Source organism: Microlunatus endophyticus, from assembly GCF_014646195.1.
Taxonomy (GTDB): domain Bacteria; phylum Actinomycetota; class Actinomycetes; order Propionibacteriales; family Propionibacteriaceae; genus Microlunatus; species Microlunatus endophyticus.
This window is the reverse complement of record NZ_BMMZ01000007.1, coordinates 1-18,393: the sequence shown is the minus strand read 5'-3', so window position 1 is coordinate 18,393 and position 18,393 is coordinate 1. Positions and strand designations below refer to the sequence as shown.

The 18,393-nt window shown below is 69.2% G+C and carries 15 protein-coding genes and 1 pseudogene; 9 read left to right on the top strand and 7 right to left on the bottom strand.

Going from position 1 to position 18,393, the window contains the following annotated elements; all coding sequences use genetic code 11:
- The first annotated feature begins 1 nt into the window (after position 1).
- The 3 genes from IEY07_RS14470 to IEY07_RS14460 all read left to right on the top strand — a co-directional run bounded on the left by IEY07_RS14470 (position 2) and on the right by IEY07_RS14460 (position 4,365).
- Complete coding sequence (locus IEY07_RS14470) at positions 2-670, top strand: response regulator (protein ID WP_188896108.1); 669 nt, start codon at positions 2-4, stop codon at positions 668-670.
- Positions 671-1,156: 486 nt separating this feature from the next.
- Complete coding sequence (locus tag IEY07_RS14465; RefSeq protein ID WP_188896107.1) at positions 1,157-1,918, top strand: ABC transporter ATP-binding protein; 762 nt, start codon at positions 1,157-1,159, stop codon at positions 1,916-1,918.
- A complete protein-coding gene (locus tag IEY07_RS14460) occupies positions 1,918-4,365 on the top strand; it encodes an ABC transporter permease (RefSeq protein ID WP_188896106.1) in 2,448 nt (815 codons plus the stop codon). The genes IEY07_RS14465 and IEY07_RS14460 overlap by 1 nt, the downstream gene beginning before the upstream one ends.
- Before the next feature lie 54 nt (positions 4,366-4,419).
- On the opposite strand, the gene IEY07_RS14455 is transcribed toward IEY07_RS14460, so the two are convergent.
- The 6 genes from IEY07_RS14455 to IEY07_RS14430 all read right to left on the bottom strand — a co-directional run bounded on the left by IEY07_RS14455 (position 4,420) and on the right by IEY07_RS14430 (position 11,279).
- Positions 4,420-5,835 carry a serine hydrolase domain-containing protein gene (locus IEY07_RS14455; RefSeq protein WP_188896105.1) on the bottom strand — a complete coding sequence of 472 codons (1,416 nt, stop codon included), beginning with the start codon at positions 5,833-5,835 and terminating at the stop codon, positions 4,420-4,422.
- A 43-nt stretch (positions 5,836-5,878) separates the two neighbouring features.
- Entirely contained in the window at positions 5,879-6,697 is an 819-nt protein-coding gene (locus tag IEY07_RS14450; protein ID WP_229670126.1) for a M55 family metallopeptidase, read from the bottom strand.
- 69 nt (positions 6,698-6,766) lie between these two features.
- Positions 6,767-7,231: a hypothetical protein gene (locus tag IEY07_RS14445; RefSeq protein ID WP_188896103.1), complete on the bottom strand. Its 465-nt coding sequence runs from the start codon at positions 7,229-7,231 to the stop codon at positions 6,767-6,769.
- Positions 7,232-7,264: 33 nt separating this feature from the next.
- Positions 7,265-9,397, bottom strand: a complete 2,133-nt coding sequence (locus IEY07_RS24200; protein WP_229670125.1) for a hypothetical protein — start codon at positions 9,395-9,397, stop codon at positions 7,265-7,267.
- 80 nt (positions 9,398-9,477) lie between these two features.
- Positions 9,478-10,086: a hypothetical protein gene (locus IEY07_RS14435; protein WP_188896102.1), complete on the bottom strand. Its 609-nt coding sequence runs from the start codon at positions 10,084-10,086 to the stop codon at positions 9,478-9,480.
- Between the two features lie 56 nt (positions 10,087-10,142).
- Positions 10,143-11,279, bottom strand: a complete 1,137-nt coding sequence (locus IEY07_RS14430) for a C40 family peptidase (protein ID WP_188896101.1) — start codon at positions 11,277-11,279, stop codon at positions 10,143-10,145.
- Positions 11,280-11,358: 79 nt separating this feature from the next.
- On the opposite strand from IEY07_RS14430, the pseudogene IEY07_RS24780 reads away from it, so the two are divergent.
- From IEY07_RS24780 to IEY07_RS14400, 6 genes and pseudogenes are all read left to right on the top strand, one after another.
- A pseudogene (locus IEY07_RS24780) lies at positions 11,359-11,850 on the top strand (DUF6668 family protein); the annotation flags it as partial.
- 190 nt (positions 11,851-12,040) lie between these two features.
- Positions 12,041-12,337, top strand: a complete 297-nt coding sequence (locus IEY07_RS14420) for a hypothetical protein (RefSeq protein WP_188896099.1) — start codon at positions 12,041-12,043, stop codon at positions 12,335-12,337.
- Positions 12,338-12,380: 43 nt separating this feature from the next.
- A complete protein-coding gene (locus IEY07_RS14415) occupies positions 12,381-13,889 on the top strand; it encodes an SCO6880 family protein (protein ID WP_188896098.1) in 1,509 nt (502 codons plus the stop codon).
- Positions 13,889-15,430 (top strand): putative type IV secretion/conjugal transfer ATPase, encoded by a 1,542-nt coding sequence (locus IEY07_RS14410; RefSeq protein ID WP_229670124.1) that lies wholly within the window; start codon positions 13,889-13,891, stop codon positions 15,428-15,430. The genes IEY07_RS14415 and IEY07_RS14410 overlap by 1 nt, the downstream gene beginning before the upstream one ends.
- Complete coding sequence (locus IEY07_RS14405; RefSeq protein WP_188896097.1) at positions 15,427-17,220, top strand: type IV secretory system conjugative DNA transfer family protein; 1,794 nt, start codon at positions 15,427-15,429, stop codon at positions 17,218-17,220. Before IEY07_RS14410 ends, IEY07_RS14405 begins: the two co-directional genes overlap by 4 nt.
- Positions 17,217-17,657, top strand: coding sequence for a DUF4913 domain-containing protein (locus IEY07_RS14400; protein WP_188896096.1), 441 nt, complete (start codon positions 17,217-17,219; stop codon positions 17,655-17,657). The genes IEY07_RS14405 and IEY07_RS14400 overlap by 4 nt, the downstream gene beginning before the upstream one ends.
- A 33-nt stretch (positions 17,658-17,690) precedes the next feature.
- On the opposite strand, the gene IEY07_RS14395 is transcribed toward IEY07_RS14400, so the two are convergent.
- Positions 17,691-18,260 (bottom strand): transposase, encoded by a 570-nt coding sequence (locus tag IEY07_RS14395; RefSeq protein ID WP_229670123.1) that lies wholly within the window; start codon positions 18,258-18,260, stop codon positions 17,691-17,693.
- Positions 18,261-18,393: the final 133 nt, after the last annotated feature.

Below are 18,393 nucleotides of genomic sequence, written 5' to 3'. Positions count from 1 at the left end.
CATGACCACGGTGTTCCTGGCTGATGATCAAGGACTCGTACGCGGCGGGTTCCGGATGCTGATCGAAGCCGAAGATGATCTTTCCGTGGTCGGCGAAGCGGCCGACGGTGCCGCCGCCGTCAAGCAGTTGACCTCACAGCCGGCCGATGTCGTGTTGATGGACATCCGGATGCCGATCATGGACGGTGTCGAGGCGACCCGCCGGCTGGTGACGGCGGGGATCGCGACCCGGGTGTTGATCCTGACCACCTTCGATCTCGACGAATACGTCTTCGCCGCCTTGAAGGCCGGCGCTTCCGGGTTCCTGCTCAAGGACGCCCGGCCCGAGGAGCTGCTGTCGGCGATCCGCAACGTCGCCCGTGGCGATGCGGTCGTTGCCCCGAGCGCCACCCGGCGGCTGCTCAGCCATGTGGTCCGCAGCCTGCCGGGCACCGACCAGGAGCAGCACCCGGAGAAGGTGGACCTGCTGACAGCCCGCGAGATCGAGGTGCTGCAGCAGATCGCCGCCGGCGCCACCAACTCCGAGATCTCCGCCCGGCTCTACATGGCCGAGGGGACCGTCAAGACCCACATCGGCCGGCTGCTGGCCAAACTCGACTGCCGGGACCGAGTCGGCTTGGTGCTCTTCGCCTTCGAGTCCGGCCTGGCCGATCCGTACGCCCGTTCCTGATCACTTGCTCCAGTACGCCCAGCCTTGCCTCACGCCGGTACTCCGGCCTCCGTTCGACCGGGAGCAAGAGCACCGTCGTGGAGCAACGCCCGATGCGCGCGCGACCGAACTGAAGCAACACCTGAAGAACGCACGTGCTGGGTGATCGGCGCCGGCGACTGGAGGCCAGCCCCGGAGAGCCCGGCGGCGGCCACCCCATTCCCGGTTCGCACAGCCCCGCTTCCCTTCGTACCGTCCTCGCTTCCCCTCCGTGCGCTCGCTTCCGGTGCCCAGGAGGCGAGGGCACCTTCGTGAAGCGGGAGCCAACCTGGCGGCAGTGACGTGAAGCGGGCGAGCCGACGACAGCGAGGTCGTACGTAACTCAGACCGTGGTCTGATCCTCGGTCCTGCGACTGGTCACCGCGATCCGATGCCCGGTCGGGCGCGACTTCCCTAGGTTGAACAACGGCCGCTTGTACGGCCGATGATCAACGACGGAAGGACGCCATGACAGCGCCAACTCTCAACCCGGTCGCGACCGGCTCCAGTGTCGCAGCCGGAGCGGTCCGGCTGACCCGGATCTACGGTGCCGGGGACACGGCCGTACGCGCATTGGATGCTGTCAGCATCGACTTCGCTGCCGGGAGTTTCACCGCGATCATGGGGCCGTCCGGCTCCGGCAAGTCGACCCTGATGCACTGCCTGGCGGGTCTGGACACTCCCACGGACGGCCGGGTCTTCATCGGTGGCACAGAGATCACCGGGCTCAGTGATCGCAAGCTGACCCGGATCCGCCGGGACCGGATCGGATTCGTCTTCCAGTCCTTCAATCTGCTCCCGACCCTGACTGCCCGGCAGAACATCCTGCTGCCTCTTGATCTTGCCGGCCGACGCCCGGACACGAAGCGGCTGGCGACCCTGGTGGAGTCGCTCGGCCTGGCCGATCGCCTTGATCATCGGCCCAGTGAGCTCTCCGGCGGACAACAGCAGCGGGTCGCCATCGCCCGTGCCCTGGTCACCGCACCGGAGGTGGTGTTCGCCGACGAGCCGACCGGTGCACTGGACTCGCGCACCGCCGCATCGCTGCTGGGATTCCTGAAGCAGTCGGTCGCCGACCTCGGGCAGACCATCGTGATGGTCACCCACGACCCGATCGCTGCATCCTACGCCGACCGGGCGCTGCTGCTCAGTGACGGCCGGATCACCGACGTCGTCGATCATCCCAGCACCGACAGCGTGCTGGCCGCCATGACGCAGCTGGAGTCCTGATGAGTGCGATGACCGACCTGGCGGTCAGCCAGGTCCGGCGGCATCCCGGCCGGATCGTCGCCGTGCTTCTCGCGGTCATGATCAGCGTCGGCTACCTGACCGCGACCCTCGGCTTCATGGCGACCGAGCGCCAGGCGGTCGCGGCGTCGGTGACCGCCCGGACCGCGGTTGCCGACGTGGTGGTCAGCTCCGAGGACGGGCTGGCGGCACCGCTGGCCAAGCAGCTCGCCGCGGTCCGCACGGCACCGGGCGTCAAGGACGTCGAGCTCGGCTACCAAGCCGGCGGCAACATCAACCAGACGCCGCTCACGCTCACGTCGATGCCGCAGAGCCCGTCGTTGATGTGGGCCACCCTGGCCTCGGGGCGCTGGCCCACCGATGATCACCAGATCGCGATCGGCCGTACGACCGCCGCCGCGCAGAATCTCTCGGTCGGTGACACCGTCGCCATCGACGCCGGCCACGGTGACAAGCAGCTGACGGTCACGGGGATCACCGACGAGACCAGATCGCTGTTCTCCGGGCAGGCGCAGAACGGTTTCGTCGTGCCCGGCTTCTTCACCTCGGTCACCGATCCGGGCGGCAACCTCCTGGTGGTCGGCGACGGCTCGATCAGTCCCGACCAGTTGGCGGCAAGCCTGCAACACCGGCTGGGCACGAAGCTGACGGCCGTCACCTCCGCCGACTACGGCCAACAGCAGCTCACCGGACTGGCCGACGGTGCCGATGTGCTGCAGAACCTGTTGTTGATCTTCGGGGCGATCGCCCTGCTGGTCGGGATGATCCTGATCGTCAACACCTTCCTGATCCTGCTGGCCCAGCGTCGCCGGCAGATCGGCCTGCTGCGTGCGGTCGGCGCCACCGGTGATCAGGTGCGGCGCAGCCTGCTCGTCGAGGCGCTGATCACCGGCGTGATCGGCTCGATCCTCGGAGTCGGGCTCGGTATCGGCGTGTCCGCCGTCGCTGCCGGCATCAGCGGATCCCTCCGCGCCGGACTGGTGATCCCGCCGACCGTCGCGCTCGCCGGTGGCGTCGGGGTGATCATCACCCTGCTGGCCGCCCTCGGGCCGTCCGGCCGAGCGACCCGGGTCAGCCCGCTGGAGGCTCTCCGGCCGGTCCCCGACACCGCCACCGACCGCCGGATCTCCTTCCTGACAGCGATTCCGTCGCTGCTCGTCGCGTCCGCCGGCGTCGCACTGATCGCGTACGGCCTGCACAGCCGCGCCCAGGCGCTGTTGCTCTGCGTGGCCGGATCGCTGTTGCTCGCGCTCGGAGTGCTGATCGGCGTCAAGCTCTACTTCCCTGCGCTGATCCGGCTCCTCGGCCTGGCGACCCGGCCTCTCGGGCCGATCGGTCGGCTGGCGACCAACAACACCGCCCGCAATCCCGGGCGCGCCGCCGCCACCGGCGCGGCGTTGATGCTGGCGACCGGCCTGATCGTCACCCTGCAGGTCGGCGCCGCCAGCGTCAAACAGTCGACCAGTCTGATGTTCGACCAGCACTATCCCGTCGACGTCACGGTGTCGTCGGACACCCGGCTGCCGGCCGGCGTCGTCGACCAGGTCGCCGCCATCGACGGCATCACCGGCGTCGCTCCGGTGCGGGGCGTGACCGCGAAGGTCACTACCGGCGACCACCAGAGCGCCGAACTCCGGATGATCTCCGGGAACAAGATCAACTCCGTGATCAACCCCGGTGCCGGCAGCCTGCCGACCGACGCGATTCTGATCGACCCGCTGATCGCCCAATCCCTGGGACTCAGCGCCGGAGACACCGTGACCGTCGGCTACCGGTCCTGGCAGCGGCAACTGCGGATCGAGCCGAGCCGGATCGCTGCCGACGACGCTCTGGTGGTGTCCACCGGCCTGATGGCCCAGGCGGCCCCGCAGGCACCGGTCACCGGGGTCTGGGCCAAGGCCGGCCCGGCTGCCGACGTGGTGAAGATCAACTCCGCACTGACCAAGATCACCAAGGATCATCCGGATCTGATTCTCAGCGGATCGCTGACCAGCAAGGCCACCTATGGGACACTGCTGGACACCCTGCTGACGATCGCGACGGTGCTGCTCGGCGTCGCCGTGTTGATCGCGCTGATCGGCGTCGGCAACACCTTGGGACTCTCGGTGATCGAGCGCGGCCGTGAATCGGCACTGCTGCGGGCACTCGGACTGCAGCGCCGTCAACTGCGCCTGATGCTGGGCATCGAGGCCGTCCTGCTGGCGGTCGGCGGCGCGATCGTCGGAGTCGCCGCCGGCGCACTCTTCGGCTGGATCGGCACCGAGGCCGTCGGCACCGAACTCGACTATCCCACCGTGGTCTTCGCGATGTCGGCGCCGCAAACGATCTTGGTCGGCATCGTGGCGGTCATCGCCGGTGTGCTGGCCTCGATCCTGCCCGGCCGGCGGGCCGCCCGGTCCGCGCCGATCGAGGCGCTGGCCGACGCGTGATCCCGACCCGCTCGCGCCGGGCTCGTCCGAGCTGCCGGGTCCGGTCCCGGCAGCTCAGCCGCGGGCGATCCGTACGGTCTGCACCTTCGGTGGATTCTGCGGGGTGAGACTGATCTCGCAACGCAGGGTCCCGGTGCGGCCAGGGATGGTCCAGCTCAGCTGAGCCGGTGTCGTGCTGAGCGGCGCGGAGTCGATCAAGGGCAACGGCTCAGCATCCAGTCCGACCTCGGCCGCCAACCGGGCCCAGCTCGTACGCCTCCGGTCCAGGCTGTCGTCAAGATCGACATTGTCGGCGAACAGCTCGTCGGCGACCTGATCATCCCAGTCCCGGATCAGCCGCTCGACCGTCAGCCGGGCCGCGGCCGTCTCCGGCCACAGCTGCGGCTCGACGTCGGGCACCAGCACCTCGTCCAGGATCGTCCGCAGCGCGGCGGTGACCGGGGCCACGACCCGGGAGTAGGTGCCGTTCTCCAGGCCGATCACCCCGATACCGCTGGCCGCATGCCAGCGCATGTGGGCACCGAAGCCCGGGTAACCGCCGGAGTGACCGGCGATCGTGCCGTGCCGGTCGGACTCCTCTACCACCAGGCCCATGCCGTAGCCACCGCGGATCCCCGGCCCGGACGGGATCGGCTGTTGGATCGATTGCATCAGCCGGCGGCTGAACCGGCCCAACGGCTGACCATGATCATCGGACTCGGTGAATGCGGCCGCCAGCCAGGATGCCCAGCGGACCAGCGCCCGCGGGGTGGCGAAGACGCCGCCGATCGGCGAGAACGCGCCCGGCGCGGAGAACGGCAGCGGAGTCCAGGTGCCGTCGATCCGGCGATGGCCGACCGCGATCCCGTCCGGAGCAGCGACCGAGGTGTCGTAGCCGATGCCGTCCAGCCCGAGCGGGGTGACCAACTCCTCGGTGACGGTCTGCACATAGCCGCGGCCGCCGACCCGCTCGATCACCTGCCCCAGTAGGGCGAATCCGAGATTGGAGTATTCGTAGCGCTCCCCCGGCCGGGCGGTGAATCGGACCCCGGGTGCCAGGGCCGCTGCGAACTGCTCCGCAGTCAGCGACTCCTGCCGGTCGGCCCACGGGTCGTCGGTCGGCAGCCCTGCCGACATCGTCACCAGCTGCCGCAGCGTGGGCGGATCGACCGGAGCGCCGTCCGGGCCGATCAGGGGACCGGTCGGCAGATAGCGGTCGATCGGATCCTCCAGCGAGACCAGGCCACGCTCAACCATGATCAACAACGTCGCCGCGGTGAAGCTCTTGGTGCAGGAGGCGATCCGGTAGGCGGTGTCGACGGTCGGCGTACGACCGGATCCGGCGTCACCGAGACCCTGGGCGAAGCTGATGCCTTCCGGGGTGAAGACCGCATACACGGTCGACGGGGTGATGCCCCGCTTGATCCGGTCGGTGAAGTGGGCGGCGACCGCCGCTTGGGTCAGGACGACGCGTCCGGTGTCATGGCGCACTCTCGTACGCTATCTCGCCGTCCGGGCCGATGCGCCGGGCAGCTCAGCCGTAGGACACCTCGACCGCACCGGCGGCGATCGCGCAAACGATCTTGAAGGTGGTCATCGCCTCGGTCATGGTCGGCGCGTCGTAGCCGACGGTGCGCGGGCCGAGTTGCTCGACGGTCGGAATGATCGCCGTGGCGTCGGCCAGCTGGACGGCGTCGAAGTCGATCTCAATCCGGTGCGCCGCGGTCATCGGCTGCCGGCGACCGAGTTGGGCAGCGGCACGAGTGGCTGCTTCGCGTTGCAGGGCGAAGGTCTGGGCCGGCGGGAGGCAGACGGCGGCGTACCGGCTGATGTAGGTCTTGACCGCGACCAGCTCGGCCTCGGGCGCGTAGCCGCGGGCATCGTCGCAGGTCTTGTCGTCGCCGGTGACCATGATCACCGGAACGCCGTACTCGGCGGCCAGCGCGGCGTTGAGTCGGCCTTCGCTGGCGATCACCCCGTCCAACCGCACCTGGGTGATCGAATTCGCCAGGTAGGTGTGGGCGAGGATGCCCTGCTCGCCGGCGGCGGCGTGGTAGCCGACGAAGGCAACGCCGTCGATGTCTTCGCGGTCGATGCCTTCCATCATGCCGAGACGTTTGTGCCGGCCGGAGAGCATCGGCACCCGGTCGTCCAATTCCTCCAGGACGAGGTTGCGCATGCTGGCATGGGCTTCGTTGACCAGGACGTCGGCCCCGGCGTCGAGCAGGCCCAGCGCGGTCGCGTTGACGTCGGCGGTGAAGAGGTGCCGGAAGCGGAACCATTCATCGTCGCGGGGCCGTACGTCCCCGGGGTGGATCACCCCGGTCGCGCCCTCCATGTCTGCAGAGATCAAAACGACCACGATCAGTTCGCTCCCTGGTGCTCGGCGTTCGCTGCGGGCCCGGTGCCCGGAAGGCCGAGGCTATCGCTGCTGGTCTGCGGCGACGGCGAGGGGTTCGGCGGTCCCGCAGGAGGTGCAGCGCGTGGAAGTGACGGGGGTGCTGATGCCGCAGCCCCGGCACGGACCCTCGATCGACAGCAGGTCGTCGCCGGTGCCGACGATCCGGCCCCGGCTGTCGAGCTCCTGCACGATCCCGTCCGGTCGTACGGCCAGGGTCCAGGACTGCGACGGCGCCCGGTCGTCGGTCTGCACCGCTTCGATCACCTCGACGCGGACCGGTCGGCCCAACATGATCGCGGTGGCCGTGCACTTGGCGATCATGCCGGTCCGCAGCAGGTCGGTGCTCGCAGCCCGGCAGCGGTGCGGCACTCCGTTGATCACCAGCGTGCCCTCCACCGTCTGCTCCGCACCGGTGCCGAGGGTTGCGGTGATCTTCGGCCAGGCGATCACCGGCTGATCAGCGGCGTTCATCACGGCGGTGTTCATCGGACCGTGGTCATCGGATCGCACTCATCGAGATCACAGTCCCCGCGCGACCGCGGCGGCGGCGGCCAGCCAGGCCCGCTGGGTCTCCGGCTTGAGCGCCCCGTAGCGGAGGTGCCCGTCGACCATCGCCGGATCGAACGGGATCGTCACGGTGGCACGGGTCAACGCCTGATATCCCGCCGCGACCCGGGCCAGGTCGGTCGGTTTGGCGACCGGGTCTGCCTGACTGACGATCGCCACCGAGCCGCGGGCCAGCGCGGCCGAGCGCTCGTCGCGCTCGGCCAAGGCCTCCAGCAGCAGTGCTCCGGCCTCGGCATGATCATCACGGGTGGTGGTGGCGACGACGAGCTGATCGGTGTGGTCGATCATCCGTAACCACATCGGATCCGATTCGTCGTTGCCGCTGTCGATGAAGATCAGCCGGTAGTACTTGCCCAGCACCGAATGGATCGAGTCCACATCCGACGGCTGCAGCCGCTGCATATGGGCCAGCACCATCGGCTTGGAGCGCAAGACGTCGAAGCGATCCCGGCTCTGGTGATGGACGTAGTGCGCCAGGTCCGCCGATTGCGCGCCGGTTCCGAGCAGCCGCGGAATCTCCGGCAGCAGGTCCAGCAGCGTCGCATCGTGCTGCCCCTGTTCGGTACGCCAACCCAGTGTCCCGCGGGTCTGGTTGTTGTCCCAGGCCACGACACCGGCGCCGCCGAAGAGCGCGAACACCGCCGACAACAAGATCGTGCTCGGGCTCTTGCCGGCACCGCCCTTGCCATTGACGACCGCGATCGTCCGAGGCCCGGGCCAGTGCTGACTGACCGCCTGGATGTCGGCCCGCTCGGAGCGTTCGGCCTCGTTGGGCGACATCTTGATGCCGACCCGGCCGAGCATTCCCCGGAATCCACGGCTGGCCGGCTCCTCGATCTGCTCCCGAGTCAGGAACGACTGTCGCTGCTGCGGCAACTGCTCAACCGGCTCCGCGCTGCGTTGCGGCACATACTGCTCTGCACTGTGCTGGCCGATCGGCGGTTGGCCCGGCACCGGACGGGCCGGCTGCGGCGGTGCTTGGTGGGCCGGCTGGCCGGCGGGGACGGGCGGCCGACCCAGAGGCTGGCCACCGGGCTGCTGCCAGACCGGCGCCTGCCCCGCTCCGGGCTGCCCAACCGGCGGTTGCCCCGGCTGTGCTGTCGGGGGCTGTCCTGTTGAGGGCTGCACCGGCGGTTGTCCCGTCGAAGGCTGCACCGGGGGCTGGCCGAAGGTCGGCGGCCCGGACGGAGGTTGGCCGAAGGCACGCGACGGCTGCCCGGCACTGTAGCCATCGGATATCGGCTGTGGCGACGGAGCCGACTGCGCCGGAGGTGCCGACGGCGCGGACTGCGGCCCGGATTGTGGCGACGCCGGAGGCAAAGGTTGGGGCGACGGCTGAGGTGATGGCGCGGACTGTGCGGCGACGACCGGAGCAGGCTGCTCCGACTGACCCGGAAGTCCGGACTGGCTGAATCCTGCGGGGTAGACCGGCTGCCCGGAGTCGATCGGTTGTTGCGGCGCCGGTGTTCCGACGGACGCGGCCTGCCCGGGATCGGCCTGCCCAGGATCGGCCTGCCCAGGATCGGCCTGCTCTGCGGCCTGCCCCGGAGCCATCTGCTCCGGTACCGGCGGTTGGGATCCGTACGAGGTCGAATCAGGGTCGGGCGCCGAGAAGGCCGGCTCCTGGTGGGACCCGTCGCCCTGGGCCACGCCCGGCGGCTGCAACTCCGCCTGCGGTGTCGGGGGGCTCGTCGGCGCCGCATCCTGAGCATGCCCGGCAGTTTCCGGCGGGCCGGCCTGCTCGACCGGAGCCGGAGCGGCGACGCCCGGCGGCTCGGTCTCGGTCTCGTCAGCGACGGCTCGCCGGCCGGGGCGCGGCTGATCGTCCTCGTCGGCGAACACCGCACCATTGGGATGGACGATCAGCGGCCAGTAGCCGTCCGGGCCGCTGGTGCTCACCCGCACGGGCCGACCAAGGCTGACCGCGATGTCGGTGACGCTCCGGATGATCGCGACACGGACCTCGTCGAGGTTCGCCGCGACCACCGGCCGCGCGCTGCCGTCCACAATCACCTCGCCGGTGCCGTCCTCGCGGGCGACCGCCTCGATCCGAGGCCAGGTCGGGACGGTATCGGGAGTGCTCATCGATGCTGTCTCCTTCTGCGGGCGGGCGCGGTGTCCGTTGCCAACTCTGACGGTGGGCGGAGCAGGGGCACCGGCCATCGTCACTGGATGGTATAGCTGCTGACGGACCATGGCCGTCCCTTTCCCACCCGCGAGAGCTTGACGATGTAGGTCCCCGGCGGGTCGGGACTGCTGGTCCAGCCGTCCACCCCATGATCCACGGGAACGGGGGTCACCGCGCGCACCGCCGCGGTGTCGCTGGTCGGCGGATCCTCTCCGATACCTCCCGATTCGGTTGTCACGGTGGTCCAGCCACGGTGGCGGGCAAGCACCTCCCAGCGGTTGCCGGGGGCAGCTTCGGGCGTGGCGGACAACAGCTGTGCGCGCAGCTGCGGGGTCGCGTACGGTGCCGCCCTCCGGGCAGCGTCGTTGGGTCGGCGATCCAGCTCCGTGTCCCAGAGCTCGAGGCGTACGACGAATGCCGCGGCCACCGCGTCCGGATCCTCCCGGTCGACCCGTTGCTGGGCGGCGGTCAGCCCTCGGGGCCGCCCGCTGGGAAGATCATCCGGGAACGGATGCGGTGTGTCCGCCCCGACCCGACGCTGCGGACTCGACGGGGCCGGTGCGGGCACGGACGGAGCCACCCGATGCTGCGCAACGCCGGGCAGGGCCGGAAGCGTACAGCCGCCGGCCAGCAGGCCGACTGCCACCAGGAGAACCGCGGCAGCTGTTCGGCTGACCCGTCTTCTCGGCACGTGATCACTTCTCACGGCATGACCACCCGCATCACGATCGGATCGGTGTCGCGGTAGTACGCGACTGTGTAGTCGGCCTTCACGATGTCGTTCTCCGGATTCGGGTGCGGATGCGATGCGTGAAACATCAGGTGGTCGTCGAGGATCAGGCCGACATGATCGGGTTCGGCGGAGCCGTCGATGTGGAAGTAGATGAGGTCGCCTCGCCGGCGGTCCTGCCACGGCACCCGCCGGAGCATCGGGGACTTCACCTGTTCGAAGGTCGTCCGCGGCAGTTGCACCCCTGCGGCCTGCCAGGCGTGCTGGACCAGGCTGGAACAGTCCCAGGCATCTGGGCCGTCGGCGCCAAAAACGTACCGCGCATGGTCCTCGGCCTCGGCGGCGGCGATCGCCGTCTCGACGGCGGTTGAGCCCGCGGCGGTATCGGGGCCGCCGGATCCGGTCACCGAGAAAAGTGCTGCCCTCGCCAGGATGGTGGTGACGTAGGACTGGGTCTCCGGGATCGCCGGCATGCCGCGTGCTCCGAGCACGGTCGCTGGTCCGGCGTTGTAGGCCGCAAGTGCAAGCCGGGTGGGATCTCCGCTGACCTGGTGGGTGTTGATCCAGGATTTGATCATCGAGACCAGCCCGCACATGTAGTCGGCCTGGCTGCCGATGGCATCGTCGGCATCCCATACGTCGGCCCGTCCGTCGTCGCTGTAGTCCTTGCCCCAGGTGGTCCAGGTGGTGGGCATGAACTGGGCGATGCCTTCGGCGCCCGTTGCCGATTCGGTGTCCGGGTCGAAGCCGGACTCCTGCTTCAACTGCGCAGCGATCAGCGCCGCGCTGATCTCCGGACACCGGGTGCCGGCGGCCTCGACAGCCTCCCGATAGGCGGCCGGCACGCTGTCCGCGAGCAGGCCGACGGTGGTTCCGGTGGCGGATCCGGTCGTGGATCCGGTCGTGGATCCGGTCGTGGTCGCCTTGGACATCGCCGCATCCCCGAACACCAGTCCGCAGATCAGCGCGAACACCAGCGTCGGGATGCCGACCACGGCCAGCACGACGAGCTTGATCTTCAGCATGATCAACTCCTCCAGGGCCTGTGGTGTGCTCGCGACGGTGATGATCATGCCGGTCGTACGCGACCGGTTGGGCCCGTTGTCCACAGGGCCGGGTTATCCACAGATTTCTTCTCCGGCGCCGTTCTGCGCCCCAACGACCGTCGCGAAAGTGCTGGGCTGAGCCATGCCAGACCAACCATCGAGAGGAATCACGGCGATGTCCCTGGAGCCCAATCCGTGGGTGTCCCGTCCGGCGCCCGGACCGTCCGAGCCGGCGCGCGGACCGGTAGCCACGCTGCCGCTGCCCACGGGTCCCAGCACCCCGCAACGCGGCGTACCGGCTCCGTCCGTCCATGATCAACTCCCGATCCGGATGCGTACGGACTTCGCCGCGCTCTGGATCGTCGGCACCCACGGCGGCGCCGGCGAGTCGACCATCGCCGCACTGCACCCCGGATGGGTCGCCACCGACCACAGCTGGCCGCAGGGGCGGCCACCCACCGGGGCCCCGGTGCTCCTGGTGGCGCGGTCCAATGTCAGGGGGTTGCGTTCAGCGCAGGCGGCTGCCGGCCAGTGGGCGGCGGGGATGCTGCCCACGGTCCAGGTCGTCGGCCTGGTGGTGGTTGCCGACGCACCCGGTCGCCTGCCTAGAGCCGTTCGTGATCTTGCCCAGGTGGTCGGCGGCGGTGTCCCGCGCTGCTGGCAGCTCCCCTGGATCGAGAGCTGGCGAATGGACGAGCCTCTCGACCCGACCCGATCGTCAGTCCCTCGGCCGGTCCGACGACTGCTCGATGACCTCACCCAATTCGTGCCGGCTCCGTCCGAATCAGCAACACCCGGATCACCAACCCTGGAAAGGAATTCCGATGATCAATCCCGAAATCGTCACAGCATTCGCCCACTGGCTGACGTTGATCCCGCTCGACATCCCCAATCCGCCGGCCAAGATGCCGGCCGGCCTCAATGGATTCACCACGATCATGGGCTGGGCGAAGTGGGTCGCTCTCGCGGTCTGCGTCCTTGGCCTGGTGGCGGCCGGCGGAATGATGGCGATCAACGCACGCCGGGGCGAGGGCGGTGAGCACGTCGGGCGGATCGGCATGGCGCTGGGCGGCGTGATCGTGATCTCGGCCGCCAGCTCGCTGGTCGGCTTTCTCGCCTGACGTCACCCAATCGTCCGAACTCCCTGACAGATAGGTGATGGTGATGGCTGTCGACTCCACGACCCGTGGTCCGAGGACCTACGGTAACTGGCGCCGCCCGACGTCGGCCGGCCTGCTCGGCCTCGGTTCGCTGGGCACCGCGTTGCTGCTCGGTGGGCTGATCGTGATCGTTTTCACTGTCATGATCGCCGGCATCCTCCCGGCGGTGATCATGGCCGCCGCGCTGGCCGGTGTGCTGCTTCTGCTGCTCACCAAGGACAAACACGGCAAGAGTCTGGTCGCTCGCGGCGCGGCCCACCTGGGCTGGTCGGCAACCCGGTCCCGTGGCAGTCATCTCTACCGATCGGGGCCGCTGGGCAGCACGGTCTGGGGCACCTGCCAGCTGCCCGGACTGGCCGCTGCGACCCGGTTGAGCGAGCACACCGACTCCTACGGTCGGCCGTTCGCGCTGCTGCACACCCCGGCGACTGGCAGCTATTCGGTGGTGATCGGGACCGAACCCGACGGTGCCGCGCTCGTCGACCAGGAACAGGTGGACATCTGGGTCGCCGAGTGGGGGCATTGGCTGGCGAATCTGGGCGACGAGACAGGGGTCGAGGCGGCCGCGGTGACGATCGAGACCGCACCCGACTCGGGCAGCAGGCTCCGCCGCGAGGTCGAGCTGCAGACCGATCCGGACACCCCGCCGTTCGCCCGGGCGGTGCTGGCCGAGACCGTCGCGAGTTACCCGGAGGGATCGTCGACGGTGAAGGCGTACGTGTCGGTCACGTTCGCGAGCCTGACCCGAGCCGGCGGCAAGAAGCGCAGCCGTGAGGAGATGGCCCGCGAGCTGGCTTCCCGGATGGCGGGGCTGACGGCAAGTCTGCAGGCGACCGGGGCCGGCGCCGCCCATCCGCTGTCCGCGCAGGAGCTCTGCGAGACGGTACGGATCGCCTATGACCCGGCCGCCGCGATGTTGATCGACGAGGCGCACGCCGCCGGGGACGTACCGCAGATCTTGTGGACCGATGCCGGCCCGACCGCTACCCAGGCTTCGTGGGACGGCTACCGGCACGACGGCGGTTTCTCCTGCACCTGGGCGATGACCCAGGCTCCCCGCGGCCTGGTGCAATCCGGCGTGCTGGCCCGGCTGCTGGCACCGCATCGCGGCATCGCCCGCAAGCGCGTCACCCTGCTCTACCGGCCGATCGATGCAGCCCGTGCCGCCGCCATGGTCGAGGCGGACCTTCGGGCAGCCGAATTCCGCCAGACCTCGAACTCCAAACCGGCGGCCCGGGACGTGCTGGCGGTCCGCGCCGCGGCGGCCACGGCGAGCGAGGAGGCCTCCGGGGCCGGACTGGTGAATTTCGGGATGCTGGTCACCGCGACGGTGGTCGACGCCGGCCAGTTCGCCGATGCCCGGGCGGCCGTGGACAACCTGTCCGCGACGGCCCGGGTCCGGCTGCGCCCGGTCTACGGCAGTCAGGACAGCGCCTTCGCCGCCGCGCTGCCGCTGGGGTTGGTGCTGTCCAAGCACCTGCGGGTGCCCGGCGAACTGAAGGACAAGTTCTGATGGCGATCACGAAGAAGCCCAAGGCTCGTACGGCGACCGCGGTGCGTCCGCTCCGCCCGCCGATGCGGGGTTGGACAGGCCGCGGCCGCGGTGAGTCCACCTACGTCCAGGCGCCCGACGAGTGGCGGGGCACGACAGTCCAGGTCTGCGGCCTGTGGCCGTACGCGATCGGCACCGGGACACCGATGGTCGGGGTCCCGCTGGGTCGGCACATCCACACCGGGGCGACGCTGTGCTGCGACCCGATCTCCTGGTTCCAGCGGGCGAAGTTGATCAGCAACCCGAGCGCCTTCGTGCTGGGGAAGCCGGGACTGGGCAAGTCCACCTGCGTACGACGGATGGCGACCGGGCTTTCCGGTTACGGTGTGATGCCGCTGGTGCTGGGTGATCTCAAGCCCGACTACGTCGACCTGATCGAGGCCCTCGGCGGCCAGGTGATCACGCTGGGCCGGGGCCGCGGACATCTCAACGTCCTGGACCCGGGCGAGGCGACGCAAGCTGCGGAACGGTTGCGGTCGCGCGGCTATCACCGCGAGGCCGGTCAGGTGCTGGCCGATGCCCACGGCCGGCGGCAGACGATGGTCTCGGCGCTGTTGACGATCATGCGCGGTGCCCCGCCGAGTGATCGTGAGGAGACGATCATCGACCGGGCATTGCGGGTGCTGGACGACCGGCACGACGGCGTACCCGTGCTCGGTGATCTTCTCGAGGTGATCAGGCAGGCGCCCGGGGACGTGCGCGAGGCCGCTCTGGATCGTGGCGACGTCCGGCGCTACCAGGAGATCACCGAAGAACTCGAGGCCTCACTGGTCGGACTGACCGGTGGTGGTCGGCTCGGCGCGACGTTCTCCCGTCCGACGACCAACCCGATGCGCCGTGACGCCCCGGTGGTCTACGACGTGTCGGCGATCGACGACTCCGAGATGGACCTGCAGGCCGCAACCCTGCTGGCCTGCTGGTCGGCAGGATTCGGCACCGTCAACGTCGCCAACGCGCTCGCCGATGCCGGACTGGAGCCGCGGCGCCACTACTTCGTGATCTTGGACGAGTTGTGGCGGGCGCTGCGGGCCGGCCGAGGGATGGTCGACCGGGTCGATGCGCTGACCCGGCTGAACCGGCAGCGCGGCGTCGGGATGGCGATGATCAGCCACACCATGAGCGACCTGCTCGCTCTGCCGACCGAGGAGGACCGGATGAAGGCCAAAGGCTTCGTCGAACGGTCCGGCATGGTGATCTGCGGCGGTCTGCCATCGGCGGAGATGGGCCAGCTGACCTCGGCCGTGCCGTTCTCGGTCGCCGAGCAGCAGTTGCTGATCGGCTGGCAGGATCCACCGGCCTGGGATCCGGCCACCGGTCGGGAGACCGAGCCACCGGGCCGCGGCAAGTTTCTGATCAAGGTCGGCGGCCGGCCGGGGATCCCGGTGAGCGTGCAGCTGACTATGACCGAACGCGGCATCCACGACACCAACCGGCTCTGGCACGAGCAGAGCCGGGTCGGTGCCGACCACCGTGATGATCACGATCACGGAGAGCAGCCATGAGCCTGCCGAGCAACCGCCGCCGCCAGCCGAGCGGGCTCTCCACCGAGTTGGTGCTGCTGTGGTCGGGCATCATCCTGGTTGCGCTCGCACTGTTGCTGATCAACGTCGCGGTCCGGCTGGGTGACTTGATCTCCGGGACCGCGATCCGACTGCCGGGCAACCCGTTCGACCTGGTCTTCGGGCTGATCGCCGGCCGGGTCGGCTGGCCGCGCGCGGCGACGCCGCTGATCATCATCCTGGCGTTGGTATTGCTCGTCGGCTCGATCGTCGGCGTCCGGCTGGTGCACCGGCTCCGGCACGGTAGCTCGCGGGTGGACACGGCTGCGACCTATCTGGGTCGCGGTCGCGAGGTGGAGAGCCTGAGCGAACGCAGCGCGGTCAGGACTGCGACCCGTTTGGGCGTCGCCGGCTCACCCGGCGTGCTGATCGGCCGGTCGGTGCAGGGCGATCGGCCGTTGTTCGGCTCGTGGGAGGACATGATCATCGACATCTCCGGCCCGCGCAGCGGCAAGACGACCAGCCGCGCGATCCCGGCCATCCTGGACGCGCCGGCGGCGGTGCTGGTGACCTCCAACAAGCGTGACGTCGTGGACGCGACCCGCGACGTACGGGCCCGGTCGGCTCCGGTCTGGGTCTTCGACCCGCAGGCGATCGCCGGCGAGGATCCGACCTGGTGGTGGGATCCGCTGAGCTATGTCACCGACGATGTCAAGGCGGCTCGGCTGGCCGAGCATTTCGCGGCCGGCACCCGGGATCCCGGCGCCCGGACCGACGCCTTCTTCGACCCCGCCGGCCAGGACCTGCTGGCCGGGCTGCTGCTGGCAGCAGCCCTCGACCAGTTGCCGATCACCAGGGTCTACACCTGGGTCACCCGGCCGACCGACGAAACACCGGTGGACATCCTGCGGAGCCACGGCTTCATCCTGACCGCCGATCAGGTAGCCGGTGTGATCACCGCCCCGGAGCGTCAACGCGGCGGCATCTACGGGACCGCACAGCAGATGGCAGCCTGTCTGACCAACCGGGCGATCGCCCATTGGATCACCCCGCCGACCGACACGTCGGTCTGGCGTCCGCATTTCAGCCCGGCCGAATTCGTCCGCTCCAAGGGAACGCTGTACTCCCTGTCCAAGGAGGGCCGGGGCACGGCCGGCCCGCTGGTCACCGCGCTCACGGTCGCGGTCGTCGAGGCGGCCGAAGAACTCGCGGCGCAGTCACCCGGTGGCAGGCTGGCAGCGCCGATGCTGGGGATCCTGGACGAGGCTGCCAACGTCTGCCGATGGCAGGACCTGCCCGACCTCTACAGCCACTACGGCTCCCGCGGGATCGTGCTGATGACCATCCTGCAGTCCTGGTCCCAAGGGGTCGACGTCTGGAGCGAGTCCGGGATGAAGAAGCTGTGGAGTGCCGCCAACATCAAGATCTACGGCGGCGGCGTCTCCGAAGCGCAGTTCCTGGAGGATCTGTCCCGCCTGGTCGGCGACTACGACCGGCTGTCGTCCTCCACCTCCAGCACCAAAGGTCAGACCACCGTCTCCCAGCAACTGCAGCGGGAGCGGATCCTCGACGTCGCTGACCTGGCTGCTATGCCGAAGGGCCGCGCGCTGGTGCTCGCGTCCGGATCGCGCCCGACCCTGATCAGGACCCTGCCCTGGATGTCGCGGCCGGATGCCGACCAGGTGCGCGCCTCGATCGCCCACCACGACCCACGCTCCCGGCCCGTCGAGAGCGTACCGACCTCGATGTCCACGCTGACCGCCGCGGATCTGATGCAGGAGACCCGACGATGACAGGCCCGACGATGACAGACCCGACGATGACAGACCATCCCCGATTCGGCGCGGGCTACGACCTGGATGACTTCGAGGACGCTGCCCAGGCGCCGTGCTATGGAAGCGTCGACGCATTCGTCCGCGAGTATCTGCGCCACATGTACAAGCGACGGATTGACGGCCGGACCAGGGTCTGGGCGGCGCGCTGGTGGTCCTACGGTGAGGCGATCTCCCGGCTCGACGCCCTGTGGCGGTCCTGGGAATCGCTGCGCCAGGACCCTTCGACCGGAATGAGTGTGTGGTGGCGCGACCATGCCGACTACCACATGCCCGTACTGTTGGACCCTGACGGCGTCTTCTTCGACTCCGCCGACGACCCGGCCAATACGAATCGCCGGGGCGATCCGTTGCCGTACGAACCACCGCCGGACGGGATGTTTCCCGATCTCCGGTGACTAGTTCGAAAATGACCTGACGTGGGCACTGGGTCAGGCGGCGGGTTGGAGCGTGACGTGGTAGCCGAGGGCTTCGAGTTGGCGGATGTGGTTCAGTTTCTTGGCGTTGGCGTTGATGTGTCGGTCGTAGTGATCAGCACCGAGATCGCGGAAGTGCATGTCGGGGTTGGCGAGCAGGTGCCAGATCGCCACCAGTAGTGATCGGCCGACCGCGACGATGGCTTTCTTCTTCCCGCGTCGGCGGGCGATCCGTCGGTAGCGGGCGCCGAGGAAGGTGTCGGAGCGGCCCACGAGCACGGCGACCTCGCCAAGGATCCGGGCCAGGTAACGGTCGCCGTGTCCGGTCGACCCGTTGCCCTTGGCTTTACCGGCCGAGGACTTGATCCCGGGTGCGAATTTGGCCCACGCGGCCAGATGGCCGGCGGTCGGGAATCGGGTCATGTCGACACCGATCTCGGCGATGATGATCGCGGCCGCGACCGGGCCGATGCCGGGGATCTCGTCCAGCCGGGCGGCCGCGTCAGCGAAAGGGGCCAGATGGGCCTCGATCTGAGCGTCGACGGCGGCGATATCGGTATCGAGTTGATCGATCCGGGCCAGCATCCGCGTCAGCAGGAACCGGTGATGATCATCAAACGATCCGGTCGGCAGGCCGGCGAAGGCTTCTAGTTCGAAAATGACCTGACGGTGGGCACTGGGTCAGGCGGCGGGTTGGAGCGTGACGTGGTAGCCGAGG

What these genes read in the sequence shown, in the direction of transcription:
- IEY07_RS14470 (WP_188896108.1), top strand. Translation starts at nt 2, where the DNA reads ATGACCACGGTGTTCCTGGCTGATGATCAAGGACTCGTACGCGGCGGG.
- IEY07_RS14400 (WP_188896096.1), top strand. Translation starts at nt 17,217, where the DNA reads ATGACAGGCCCGACGATGACAGACCCGACGATGACAGACCATCCCCGA.
- IEY07_RS14415 (WP_188896098.1), top strand. Translation starts at nt 12,381, where the DNA reads ATGGCTGTCGACTCCACGACCCGTGGTCCGAGGACCTACGGTAACTGG.
- IEY07_RS14410 (WP_229670124.1), top strand. Translation starts at nt 13,889, where the DNA reads ATGGCGATCACGAAGAAGCCCAAGGCTCGTACGGCGACCGCGGTGCGT.
- IEY07_RS14445 (WP_188896103.1), bottom strand. Translation starts at nt 7,231, where the DNA reads ATGAACACCGCCGTGATGAACGCCGCTGATCAGCCGGTGATCGCCTGG.
- IEY07_RS14465 (WP_188896107.1), top strand. Translation starts at nt 1,157, where the DNA reads ATGACAGCGCCAACTCTCAACCCGGTCGCGACCGGCTCCAGTGTCGCA.
- IEY07_RS14395 (WP_229670123.1), bottom strand. Translation starts at nt 18,260, where the DNA reads ATGCTGGCCCGGATCGATCAACTCGATACCGATATCGCCGCCGTCGAC.
- IEY07_RS14405 (WP_188896097.1), top strand. Translation starts at nt 15,427, where the DNA reads ATGAGCCTGCCGAGCAACCGCCGCCGCCAGCCGAGCGGGCTCTCCACC.
- IEY07_RS14420 (WP_188896099.1), top strand. Translation starts at nt 12,041, where the DNA reads ATGATCAATCCCGAAATCGTCACAGCATTCGCCCACTGGCTGACGTTG.
- IEY07_RS14460 (WP_188896106.1), top strand. Translation starts at nt 1,918, where the DNA reads ATGAGTGCGATGACCGACCTGGCGGTCAGCCAGGTCCGGCGGCATCCC.
- IEY07_RS24200 (WP_229670125.1), bottom strand. Translation starts at nt 9,397, where the DNA reads ATGAGCACTCCCGATACCGTCCCGACCTGGCCTCGGATCGAGGCGGTC.